General features: G+C 44.5%; 10 protein-coding genes. 4 read left to right on the plus strand and 6 right to left on the minus strand.

Annotated elements, in window-relative coordinates; all coding sequences use genetic code 11:
- The first annotated feature begins 163 nt into the window (after positions 1–163).
- Together pgsA and PseudUWO310_RS19585 are read left to right on the plus strand one after the other, a co-directional pair.
- The gene (gene pgsA, locus PseudUWO310_RS19580; RefSeq protein WP_143122161.1) at positions 164–718 is read left to right on the plus strand and encodes a CDP-diacylglycerol--glycerol-3-phosphate 3-phosphatidyltransferase; all 555 of its coding nucleotides are present in this window, start codon (positions 164–166) and stop codon (positions 716–718) included.
- 214 nt (positions 719–932) lie between these two features.
- On the plus strand, positions 933–2873 hold the full coding sequence (locus PseudUWO310_RS19585; protein WP_143122162.1) for a WD40 repeat domain-containing serine/threonine-protein kinase: 1941 nt from the start codon (positions 933–935) through the stop codon (positions 2871–2873).
- Between the two features lie 367 nt (positions 2874–3240).
- On the opposite strand, the gene PseudUWO310_RS23700 is transcribed toward PseudUWO310_RS19585, so the two are convergent.
- The gene (locus PseudUWO310_RS23700) at positions 3241–3363 is read right to left on the minus strand and encodes a hypothetical protein (RefSeq protein ID WP_263363467.1); all 123 of its coding nucleotides are present in this window, start codon (positions 3361–3363) and stop codon (positions 3241–3243) included.
- Positions 3364–3400: 37 nt separating this feature from the next.
- Here PseudUWO310_RS23700 and PseudUWO310_RS19590 point away from each other — a divergent pair, with 37 nt between their 5' ends.
- Positions 3401–4174 (plus strand): alpha/beta fold hydrolase, encoded by a 774-nt coding sequence (locus PseudUWO310_RS19590; protein WP_143122163.1) that lies wholly within the window; start codon positions 3401–3403, stop codon positions 4172–4174.
- Between the two features lie 605 nt (positions 4175–4779).
- Entirely contained in the window at positions 4780–6039 is a 1260-nt protein-coding gene (locus PseudUWO310_RS19595; RefSeq protein ID WP_143122164.1) for a tetratricopeptide repeat protein, read from the plus strand.
- Positions 6040–6095: 56 nt separating this feature from the next.
- Here the strand turns inward: PseudUWO310_RS19595 and PseudUWO310_RS19600 are convergent, their stop codons facing one another.
- The 5 genes from PseudUWO310_RS19600 to PseudUWO310_RS19620 all read right to left on the minus strand — a co-directional run bounded on the left by PseudUWO310_RS19600 (position 6096) and on the right by PseudUWO310_RS19620 (position 11203).
- Complete coding sequence (locus PseudUWO310_RS19600; RefSeq protein ID WP_143122165.1) at positions 6096–6635, minus strand: pyridoxamine 5'-phosphate oxidase family protein; 540 nt, start codon at positions 6633–6635, stop codon at positions 6096–6098.
- 269 nt (positions 6636–6904) lie between these two features.
- Complete coding sequence (locus tag PseudUWO310_RS19605) at positions 6905–8071, minus strand: pyridoxal phosphate-dependent aminotransferase (protein WP_143122166.1); 1167 nt, start codon at positions 8069–8071, stop codon at positions 6905–6907.
- Positions 8072–8181: 110 nt separating this feature from the next.
- On the minus strand, positions 8182–9150 hold the full coding sequence (locus PseudUWO310_RS19610) for an NAD(P)-dependent oxidoreductase (RefSeq protein WP_143122167.1): 969 nt from the start codon (positions 9148–9150) through the stop codon (positions 8182–8184).
- 159 nt (positions 9151–9309) lie between these two features.
- A complete protein-coding gene (locus PseudUWO310_RS19615; RefSeq protein WP_055076829.1) occupies positions 9310–10329 on the minus strand; it encodes a long-chain acyl-[acyl-carrier-protein] reductase in 1020 nt (339 codons plus the stop codon).
- 178 nt (positions 10330–10507) lie between these two features.
- Positions 10508–11203: an aldehyde oxygenase (deformylating) gene (locus PseudUWO310_RS19620; protein ID WP_143122168.1), complete on the minus strand. Its 696-nt coding sequence runs from the start codon at positions 11201–11203 to the stop codon at positions 10508–10510.
- Positions 11204–11442: the final 239 nt, after the last annotated feature.

The following is an 11442-nucleotide window of genomic DNA, read 5'->3' on the forward strand; positions in this document are numbered from 1 at the left end:
TTTATCCTAACGCGAGTGGCTACAGCTATATTTGGATCAAGTAGTTCGGCATAATTAAAAACCAAAACCAGAAAGCATACCGCCCGCTGCGCGGGCGGTATGCTCTTCTAGGTTTTAAGTTTACTTAGCTACTTATTTGTATTATTTGTGATTTGGATATTTTATGATTACGCTACCAACTTGGGTTACTCTATCGAGGCTGATTGCCGTTCCCATTATTTTTGGACTATTTCTTTGGCAAGATAGCGAACTGACCCGCTTCATTGCCCTGAGTGTATTTATAGTTGCGGCGATAACCGATTGGCTGGATGGATATTTAGCAAGAAAACTTAATCAAATCACCGAATTAGGTAAATTCCTCGATCCTCTGGTAGATAAGATACTGACGATCGCCTTATTTCTTTTGTTTATTGAACTCGGTCAGGTTCCTGCTTGGGCAGTATTTGCGATCGTTACAAGAGAATTATTGATTACGGCATGGCGTGGTGCGCCCAGCGGAGAGCCTCAAGGGGAGACAGGAGAATCAAGTAAATCAACTAAATCAGCTATTGTGGGGGCAAATCTGTGGGGGAAAGCAAAAACTGTGATGCAAATTATCGCGATCGCCACATTACTAATTAAACTTCCCTATGCGATCGTTTTTTTCTGGATTGCCTTCGGACTCACGTTGATTTCAGGCTTTCTCTATGTTGTGCCAGCATCGAAATCCTCGCTATAATCACTAAATAGTTAAGCATAATTAAAAACCAGAACCAGAGAGCGTACCGCCCGTATGGTGGGCGATACGCTCTTCTAGGTTTTAAGTTTATTTAAGTTTATTTAAGTTTACTTAGGCTTAGCTACTTATAGGCAAGTGAGTTTTTCCTGTAAACAATAGGAGAAACCAATTCGATTATAATTACTGTAAAAGATGCGGTTGGAGTAAGGTTCTCATGGCGACATCACAAACCCTAGGTAAAGCGTTTGATAACCTTTTAGGCGGGCGCTTTCGAGTTGTGCAGACGATCGCCGATGATGCTTACGGACAGACGTATTTGGTGGAAGATACCGTTGCGGCGGAAATGCCACGCTGGATCGCGAAAAGTTTCTGTCTTATCAATAAAACAAATCTACAACTAGATTGGGCGCGATCGCTATTTCGCAATCAAGTTCCCAAATTACAACAACTTAGCGATCGTAGTAATGACTTCCCAAAGATCGCCACTTATTTTGAACAAGAGGAGGAATTTTATATCGTAGAAGAAGCGATTGATGGAATTCGTCTCAGTGATGAAGTAATGACAGGTAGGCTCTATAGCGAAGTGGAATTGATTCACTTTCTGCAACAACTGCTGACCAGCCTTCATGTCGCCCATACCGCTAATATGGTTCATGGCGATATTTGTCCTCGCAATTTAATTCGCCGCAGAAACCATCCCCATAGTAGTGATCGCGCGAGCAATCAGCATTTTGTGCTTACTAATTTTGCTATTTTGAAGGGAGTTTATGCGACAGCGGCTCAAAATGGAGTCGTTCTCGGCACTCCTAGTTATATGCCCTTTGAGCAGGCGCTCGGACATTTTACTCCCAGTTGTGACATCTACGCCCTAGGTTTAACAGCAATTCAATTACTAACGGGTTTACATCCCAGTCAGCTTGTCCGCCGCGAAGATCTGAATTTACTAGATTGGCAAATCGGAACATTAATTCGCCCCGAACTAGCCCTCATCCTCAACCGCATGGTTAAGCATCATCCTGAAGATCGCTATCAGACAGCGCAGGAGGTGCTCTACGATCTTGATAACATTCCTACCTATCAAGATCCCGATAATTTTTCCATGCCTGACTTTTCGGTAGGGCAAGGGGCTGGACGTTGGGCGATCGCGCTCCTCTGTCTATTTGGTCTTGGCTGTGGTGCGATCAATTTCTATCAACATTTACCGAAACTTTCGACTACACCCGTAACTCCTCCCATCGAATCCAAGCCCATTGCTAGCTATAAATTGCGCTTAAATCTGACGGGACATACAGGCTGGGTGCGGGCTGTTACCTTCTTTCCCAATGGATTTAGCTTCGCTAGTGGCAGTTACGATCGCACATTGAGACTATGGAACGTCCGTGATAATCAGTCCTTTGGCACTCTCTCAAATCACCTCGGTTCAATTTCGGGAATTAATGCGATCGCTGTCCATCCCAATGGCAATACCTTCGCAACTGCCTGTATTGATAAATCGATCAAGCTATGGAACTTCCGCAGTGGTGAACCAATTCGCAATCTTGAAGGGCATAACGGACAGGTTTACAGTGTCGCCTATAGCCCCGATGGCGAAAAATTGGTTAGTGCTAGCGCTGACAAAACGATTAAACTGTGGAACTGGCGTAAAGGAACTGTTCTTCAGAGCTTTACAGGACATCAAGATAAAGTCGTGGCAGTCGCCTTTCATCCCGATGGCAAAAGAATTGCTAGTGCCAGTTTTGATAAAACTATTAAAATCTGGGATGTAAGTACGGGCAAGGAAATTCTGACCATTAACGGGCATACTGCTGCCGTTAATGCGATCGCCTTTAGTTCTGATGGCACAATGCTGGTTAGTGGCAGTCAAGATCAAACGGTAAAAATTTGGGATGCGAATACTGGCAAAGTGATCAGTACTTTTTCAGGACATGCAGGTGGTGTATTGGCGGTAGCTTTTAACCGTGATGGCACAGCGATCGCTTCTGGCGGTGTGGATAAAACTATTCACCTCTGGAGCGTCAGGACGGGAGAAACCACCCAAATCCTGAATAATCATGAGGCTCCTGTGCTATCCCTAAGTTTTAGCCCCAAAGACTCGACGCTAGTCAGTGGTAGCGCCGATCGCACGGTTAAGGTCTGGCAATTACAGACAAATTAGCCAAAAAAAAGATGAGTGGCGGCGCTTCGCGCCGCCACTCATCTTTTTTTATCCTGTTGCCTTTATAGAGAGAGGCGGCGCTTTGTGCCGCCTCTCTCTATTGGGTTTGAGCGCAAAGCGCTGTAAGTGAATGTAGCTATATTTTAACTACCTATTGACAATAATAATCAATAGTATTAGGCTGTCTTTTAAGTTCTGATACGGGTTGACTCAGCGCCGTTTCATTATTCATAGTTCAAATGCGTTGTCGGGATTGGGTGGCAAAATGTTGATTTTACCGAGATTGCTGAAAAATACTTTAGTAGGAGCAAGCATTTGTCACCCCATCCTTTTTCACTTCAGCAATCTATGCTTCGGTAAACGCAGGCTATTCGTCAAAATTCTTGTCTGGCAAAACCTTCAGACGAAATCCCCCCAAGATGCTCTGATGGATAACAGTCAACTGTTCCCATCCCCAGATGATCTTTGCGATTGTATTTGTGCCAATCATTAATAAAAATATTTAGCAATAAAAACTAGCAATAACAATGACCTTTAGACAGTCTGCCTCGCCCCAAGTCGTCGGTATCTGCACCAGTCAAGCTCTACGTCGCTTTGACTTGCCGCTATTGCGATCGCTATCGCGACAACAGGCGATCGCCCAGTGGGAATATTGCCAAAATCCCGATGAGCCGATCGATCTCAATGCGGCGATCGCAGCCCTGCATGAGTATTTGCAAACCTGCACAAAATCCGTACATCTTGTGGGACATGGCATTGCAGGCTTAGTCGGTTGGCTCTATGCCCGTCAATATCCCGAACAGGTGCGATCGCTAACCTTGCTATCGGTAGGGGTCAACTTAGCGACCAGTTGGCACAGTCACTATTATGAGCAGAGGCAGTTAATTGCCTGTAGTCGGGAAACAATGCTAGCGAGAACTGCCTTTTATTTGTTTGGGTATCGAGATAAGGAGATGCTGCATTGGCTGGCGGATCTTCTCAAGCAGGATCTTGATAATTCCCTAATTCCTCATTCCCTTTACGCGCCCACCTATATTGCTCCTACACCGATCGCTGTCCCCATGTTAGTCTGCGGGGCATCGGATGACTATGTAATTGGTGGTGGCGGCGAAAATTCCTACCAGAAATGGCAATTACACCTTAAAGATAGCGATCGTCTATGGATAAGTAAACAAGGAAAGCATTTCTTCCATTATGCGCAGTGGGAGCCCTTAAGCAAACAAATTCGTTCCTTTTGGAATTCTTTAGCGCTTACTAATAATGCCGTGGCGAGCAAATGTGACTATAGTCCCAGTAAGTAATTCAGCATAAAAACCACAATCAGAGAGCGTAAAGCCCGCTATGCGGACTTTACACTCTCCTTAGCTACTTAATACCAATTCACGAAAGTGTAACAACAATTCCGTGAATTATAGCTGCCGCCAACTGTATCAGGACAGAAAAGCCCAAAGAGAGTTGCCGCGCTCCGCGCGGCAACTCTCTTTGGGCTTTTGATTTTGTCCTAACAAAACTGGCGGCAGCTATAAAGAGCAAACCCAGTAATACCAAATCACAAAATGGCTACGCCATTTTGTGATTTGGTATTACTGGGTTTGGTTTTCAATTTCCAAAAGTGTAGCCACACTTTTGGAAATTGGTATAAGGGTTTTCAAAGCTCAAAATGGCGTAGCCATTTTGAGCTTTGGTATTAAGGATGGTTGTGGGCGAGGAGTAACAACGCTCATCCTTTTGGTAGGTTTTGATTTTGCCCAAACATAACTAGCGGCAGCTATAATTTAATAGGGGGAAATACTGGAATTGCTATCAATCAAAATTTGTGATTCTAGGGGTAATTTGGGTACGATATTAAACGTGAAGTGCGCCACCTAAAAACAGGTAACTTGCACGCATAATTTTGGAGATTCTCATGAAGTTAGCTGAATTTCTTATCCAAGGACAGCATCTGCGGCAGCAGAATCGGACATTAGCGATCGCCTATTTTGAACAATGCCTTCAAAATAACAGCCTTGGAGATAATGCGGAATCAGATCCGAGAACAACCGCAAGAGTTTACCTTGATTTGGCGGTAGAACTGATGGCAACGAAACAACCAGATTCGTTGCAAAGAGCCAAGAGTTTAGTCAAACAAGCGGAAGAAGCTCTAAATCACCATCAAAATAACGATCGCGAGCAGGAAGCTTATTTTCTCTATGTGCAGGCAATTCTGGCGCTAGAACTGGGGGAGTTGAACGATGTTTTAAGGCTTTTGCAAGCAGCCTACGAGTCCTATGGGGATAATTTGGCGGGGCAGTCGCTTACGGACGATGCTATGGGGCTTTATTACCAGCACATCAACGATTGGCAGTCTGCTTTGATGAGTTTTGAGCGATCGCTATCGGTGCGCCTTGAAATGGAGGATGAAGGACTGATTGCTAGAAGTTACACTAACTTGGGGCAATTATATTTTTTGTCTGGGGATAATAGCCAAGCAGCAAGCCTTTTTCAATGCGCTCGCGATATTGCCATTGCTAGTTCCGATAATTTTTTGCGCTTGCAAGCACTTAAAGGACTTGCCAAGGTTGCCATTGCGGATAACGAATGGCAAGTAACTGGTTTGCTAATCCAAGATGCGATCATTGATAACCAATGGCAATCAGCGATCCTATTCCTTAAAGAAGCGATCGCTTTACTCAAAGAGCCTGTCGATACCATTGAAATAGCCTATTTATATTGCGATCTGGCGGAAGCTTTATTAGGCGATCGCCAAATAGAAGAAAGTTTAATTTGCATTCGCGTAGATGTTTTACCCCGTTTTCGAGATTACCAATATCTCAAGGGTATTGCCATTGCCAAACATATTCGTGGGCGGATCTACGTCCATCGCATACTGGAAGGCTTAGATAGTCTTGATGAAGATGCGATCGAAACGGCCGAGGATTCTTTACTAGATGCGTCGATCTCCTTTGAGCAGTTAGGTCTGATGAATGACTATGCTAAAACTCTCTATGACTTAGCGGGGCTTTACCAGACCTGTAACAGTTCGCAGTTTCAATACCAATATCAAGGCAAATCGATCCGATCACTAGAGTTAGCATTGAGCGTTTTAGATCGGATTGGGATGAGTCATACTCAGCTTGCCTCACAAATTGAGGTGATGCTCAATCAAGTTATGCGCGGCAGTTTTTAAGTTTCAGATAAGTCTCAGAAGAGAAAGGCGGCGCTTTGGGCTGCCTTTCTCAGGTTCTATAAGAGCCCAGTTGGCAACCCATCAATGCTTTGTTGATTCTTGTTTTGCCAATATTCGTAGATCCCCTCTTCGCCTTTTTGCTCCGCCCATTCCTTTAAAACTTGGCGATCGCCTCTAAATTCATAAAAGGGAACGGCAAATCCACAGGATGTTTGCACCGACTCTATCTTGATGCGGAAGATTTGCCGCGTGCCTGCGATCGCGGGAAATAGGGATAGATAATCCTGCCATAGCGCATCTCTGGCATGGATAACTTCACCGCGACCGTAAAGGCGTAAAATCAGAGGCTTTTCCGTAAAACTACAGAACATGATGGTAATTCTGGGGTTTTCAAGAAGATGGGCGGCAGTTTCATTGCCACTGCCCGTGAGATCGAGATAGGCAATCTCTGAAGCATCGATTATCCGCAAAGCATCCATTCCTTTGGGCGAGAGATTAACGCGACCATCCTTGGGAGCCGTCGCCACAAAGAATATATGCTGAGCCTTGATAAAGTCCTGTAACTCAGTTGTGAGGCGATCGTAAAATTTTGCCATAGGAAATTTTTCTCCTTTACTTATAGCTAATACCAAAGCTCAAAATGGCTACGCCATTTTGAGCTTTGGTATAACGCCAAGTTTATCAGGACATAAAAACCAAAAGAGAGATGCGGCGCTTCGCGCCACATCTCTCTTGGGTTTTATATAAATACTGACAGCTATATAGCAGTCCTAAATCATTTGTAGATTTTTTGGTTTGTGGAAGCGCCCCCCTTTCGAGGGGCGCTTCCACAAACCATTTAGGATTGCTATACAGGCTTAAAGTTTTAGAGTTTTGCCGCAAACTGACGAATGCGATCGCAGCCTTCGCGGATTGTTTCTAAATTGGTCGCATAGGATAGACGAATACAATGATCTAGACCAAAGGCAATTCCTGGAATCACCGCAACTTGAAATTCCTCCAGAAGTTTGTCACAGAAATCTAGGGATGGCATTCCAAAGGATTTGATACTGGGAAATAGATAAAAAGCGCCATCGGGTTTGGGACAAGTAATGCCTGAAATAGAAGTCAACAGGTCGTACATCACATCGCGGCGTTCGGCGAAGGCTTTTCGCATCGTTTCTACGCATTCTTGGGAATCATTGAGGGCAGTCACCGCACCATATTGGGCAAAGGTGCAGATATTCGAGGTGCTATGTCCTTGAATGATCGTAGCCGCCTTAATGATGTCGGGTGCTCCCGCTAAATAACCAACACGCCAACCAGTCATCGAGTAAGCCTTGGCAAACCCACTACTAATTAAGGTGCGATCGTACATCGCGGGACTGACCGAAACGATGCTGATATGAGATGCGCCATCATAGAGAATCTTTTCGTAAATCTCATCCGACACGATATAAACATGGGGATGCCGCTCCAAAACCTCAGCTAGGGCATGAATTTCCGCAGGAGAATAAACCATCCCTGTGGGGTTAGAAGGCGAATTGAGCACAAACAACTTAGTTTTAGGATTGATTGCCGCTTCCAATTGTTCTGGCGTAATTTTATATCCAGTTTCTTCAGTCGTAATCACAAATACTGGTGTCGCCTCGGCAAGCTTCGCCATTTCGGGATAGCTCACCCAAAAGGGCACGGGAATAATTACTTCATCTCCCTCGTCAAGGATAGCCATCATCAGGTTGTACAGCGAATGCTTACCGCCATTGGTAACGATGATCTGCTCGGGTTTATAAGTTAATTGATTGTCGCGTAAGAGCTTAGCAGCGATCGCTTGTTTAAGCTCAGGGATGCCAGCGGCGGCAGTGTAGCGAGTCTTACCTTGATCGAGGGCGAGCTTAGCGGCAGCTTTGATATGGTCGGGCGTATCAAAGTCTGGTTCGCCAGCACTAAAGCTGCAAACATCAATTCCACTAGCCTTCATTGCCTTAGCTTTTGCGTCGATCGCTAGAGTTAAGGAAGGCTGAATATTACGAAGTCTTTTTGCCAGTTGCATTTTTTCTGGAGGAGCGGAGGCATCTTTACGGGATAGCTTCGCATTGTATCAAAGCATACTTGCCAGAGTTTGATAGATTTTTAACAATTTAAGATTTGCGGTCAAATAAATCATATGCCCGTATATGCCCGAATCATGGCTTGCGTGCCTTGCTCTGCTCCCTGCCCCTCATCCATCTGACTAACCTTTTGGAAATTTTGCATAGCCAAGGCGATCGCTGGTAGATCTGCGGCAAAGTCTTTAGTGATCGGCAAATTTTGAAGCTCACCTGATTCTTGGTGAATTTCTGGATTAATTTCTTGGCTAATTTCTGGATTAATTTCTTGGCTAATTTCTCGAACGAGCCGCAAGTCCTTGAGCATATGTTTAATGGCAAATCCCGCTTGATAATCGCCCTTAGCAACCTTCATGCCCAGATTAGTTAAAGCCCATGAGCCTGCCGCACCACTGCCACAGACATCTACCACCAACTGCGGATCGACACCCATTTTCTCCGCCATCTGCATTGTCTCGCAGAGAGCCAACATATAGACCGACACAAGGGTTTGATTGCAAAGCTTGACCGCTTGACCGCTGCCGATCGCTCCACAATGTTTAATATTGCTACCCATCGCATCAAATAAAGGGAGATATTCTTGCAAATCTTCGGGATTGCCACCCACCATAAAGGTTAACGTGCCATTACGAGCACCCACATCGCCCCCAGACACTGGCGCATCTAAAAAGCGTAACCCCCTTTGCATCAGTACATTACCAATTGTTTTTGCCGCTTCGCTACCGATCGTACTAGTGTCAATAAATAGCGCATTGTTCTTAACAAAATTTATGGCTCCTTGTTCGCCAATGAGAACTTCTGTGACATCGGGGACATCTCCTAGGCAGGAAAACACCACATCGGCATCACTGACCGCTTCTGACAAGGATTGGGCGAGAGTCCCCCCCACACTGGTAAATGAGGCGATCGTGGGGCGATCTTGCGAGCGATTCCACCCCAATACGGAATAGCCACGCTTCACAAGATTGGCGGACATCGCACCACCCATAACACCCAAACCCAGAAAAGCTATCTTTTGGATCATACGTAGATAATTGCTCAAAGCTTTATAAATTTACAGTGCTTTGTACCTGAACCCCAAATATGAGTGGCGGCGCGAAGCGCCGCCACTCATATTTCATGTAATTTACTGGATTAAGCCACACTTAAAGCCACACTTAAGTGAATTGTGCAAAGCTAATTATCAATTGATGAGCGGTCTAAATCCATGCTTGATAGACACCTCACCAATTTTGTCCATACTTTCAATACTGATTTGGTTTCTTCCCCATGAAAAATTAGTATGCCAACCTTCAAACTCTAAAAGCATTGCCTCGGCAAAACAGGCAAAAAGTTGGCGGGCAGGAGCAGTCATATTGACGATTTTCATGATTTTCCAATCAATATCGAGGCTATGCTCGACGATACCACCATCGATCACATGGACATCTTCTTCATGAACGAGGGTTGACATATTTTTAGGATAGCCACCATCGATCAATATGCAAGGGCGCTTGAGAGTTGTGGCATCGATCGCCATACCCTTAGCCATACTCGCTACCCAAACGATAATATCGGACTGGGGTAGGGCTTCCTCGATATCCAAAACCTTACCTCGACCGAGCTGCGCCTGTAACTCTTGCAAACGCTCTTGATTGCGGGCGACTAGGAGTAACTCCTTGATGTTAGTTCTCGCATCGAGCCAACGACATACAGCGCTACCAATATCTCCCGTTGCGCCACAAACGGTTACCGTCGCTTTTGCCAAGTCAATACCAAATTTGCGACTTGCCTCTTCGATCTGGCGACAGATGATATAAGCCGTGTGGGTATTGCCCGTGGTAAATCGATTGAATTCCAGTTGAATATTGCGGACGCTCGACATCTGACTGAGGTTAAAATTCTCGAAAATAATTGAAGAAAATCCCCCCAAAGCCGTGATGTCCACATCATTTTTTTGGGCTAGCGCCATCGCGTTGAGAATCTTGCGAATAGCAGTTTTAATTTTGCTGCCAGCTAGCATCTCTGGCAAAAAGCAGGATTCTACATACAAGCCTTCAATTTGTTGACCTGTTGCACTCGTAACCTTGATGCGATCGACAATTTGGGGCGGGGCGCTACACCAAAATTCCAAACCTTGATCGGCATATTCGGGATAGCCTAATTCCCTTGCTACAGACTGAGCGTGTTCAAGACTTGTCAAATGCCCTATAAGACCAAACATCGATTGCAGTTACCAGTTTTTTATTAGCAATTAGCTATTAGCTATTAGCTGTTAGCTGTTTTTATTTAGAATTTTGAGAAATATTAGAAATAATTATTTCTTTTTTGAGAATTTTGAGAATAAAGATGATTAGCTGTTGGCAATTAGCTAAACGCTAACAGCTAACAGCTAATTGCTACTAAGCAGCTACCAAACCCATTGCTGACATTCTCATGATGTCGCGGGTGTTGAAGCCGATTTTGCCTAGACTTTCGCCATATTGAATCATGAAGTCTTCAACCAAAGCTTCTTTTTCCATGCCAAGGACTTTGGCATCGGTTTCCACTTGGTTCAACATTTTCCAAACTAAAGGTAAGTTTTGACGATTAGCTTGCTCTAAGGTAGCTCTGGAGTCTTCAAAATGATCTTGCAACCATTCTTCGCCAAAGTTGAGATGCAAATATTCATCTTTGACTACACCCTCGGTGATCTTGCGGGCAAAAGGATCGGCGACGGGAATATAAATGTTATAGGCGGCGATCGCAAAGCACTCAATAATTAGTGATTGGATCAACAAACAAGTAACGATATCCCCTGTTGCAAAGGCTTTTTGGAAATTGTCATGCAATTCAGAAAAGAATTTTTCTGCAAAATCCATGTCAGGTGTGACGTTAAGATTTTTGCCACAGGCTGTAAAGCCTTTTTTATGACGATCCTCCATTTTGGCAAGTCTATGTAGTTCTTCATTAAATTCGGGCATTAGCTCCGCAAGTTGGAGATAGTTGCTGTGCGCCTCAGCTTCGCCCTCAATGACGATCGCATTGATCCGACTGTAGGCATCGCGATAATTTTCTGTTTGATAGTCAATCGCTACAGCTTCGAGTGTTTGCCCCATGTTTTGCCTCTTTAAATATCCCTGCTCAATAAAAGTTAATCTCTAGCTATTTTATGCTAAGTAGCACAGTGCAGTAAAAATTAAAACCCAGAAAGGTAAAGAGTCGTTTCTCGTTGCTAAGCTACTTATTTAATTGCGCCTAGCAATTTACAACTTTCTAAGCTAAGTACCTCAGCATAATTAAAATCCAGATCTAAAACCTGCGGCGCACGCTATGCGTGCGCCGCAGGTTTTAGGAT

Source organism: Pseudanabaena sp. UWO310, assembly GCF_006861605.1.
In the GTDB taxonomy this organism is placed as follows: Bacteria; Cyanobacteriota; Cyanobacteriia; order Pseudanabaenales; family Pseudanabaenaceae; genus Pseudanabaena.

Coding starts and splice junctions, on each gene's coding strand:
- pgsA (WP_143122161.1), top strand. CDS start 164: ATGATTACGCTACCAACTTGGGTTACTCTATCGAGGCTGATTGCCGTT.
- PseudUWO310_RS19585 (WP_143122162.1), top strand. CDS start 933: ATGGCGACATCACAAACCCTAGGTAAAGCGTTTGATAACCTTTTAGGC.
- PseudUWO310_RS23700 (WP_263363467.1), bottom strand. CDS start 3,363: ATGATTGGCACAAATACAATCGCAAAGATCATCTGGGGATGGGAACAG.
- PseudUWO310_RS19590 (WP_143122163.1), top strand. CDS start 3,401: ATGACCTTTAGACAGTCTGCCTCGCCCCAAGTCGTCGGTATCTGCACC.
- PseudUWO310_RS19595 (WP_143122164.1), top strand. CDS start 4,780: ATGAAGTTAGCTGAATTTCTTATCCAAGGACAGCATCTGCGGCAGCAG.
- PseudUWO310_RS19600 (WP_143122165.1), bottom strand. CDS start 6,635: ATGGCAAAATTTTACGATCGCCTCACAACTGAGTTACAGGACTTTATC.
- PseudUWO310_RS19605 (WP_143122166.1), bottom strand. CDS start 8,071: ATGCAACTGGCAAAAAGACTTCGTAATATTCAGCCTTCCTTAACTCTA.
- PseudUWO310_RS19610 (WP_143122167.1), bottom strand. CDS start 9,150: ATGATCCAAAAGATAGCTTTTCTGGGTTTGGGTGTTATGGGTGGTGCG.
- PseudUWO310_RS19615 (WP_055076829.1), bottom strand. CDS start 10,329: ATGTTTGGTCTTATAGGGCATTTGACAAGTCTTGAACACGCTCAGTCT.
- PseudUWO310_RS19620 (WP_143122168.1), bottom strand. CDS start 11,203: ATGGGGCAAACACTCGAAGCTGTAGCGATTGACTATCAAACAGAAAAT.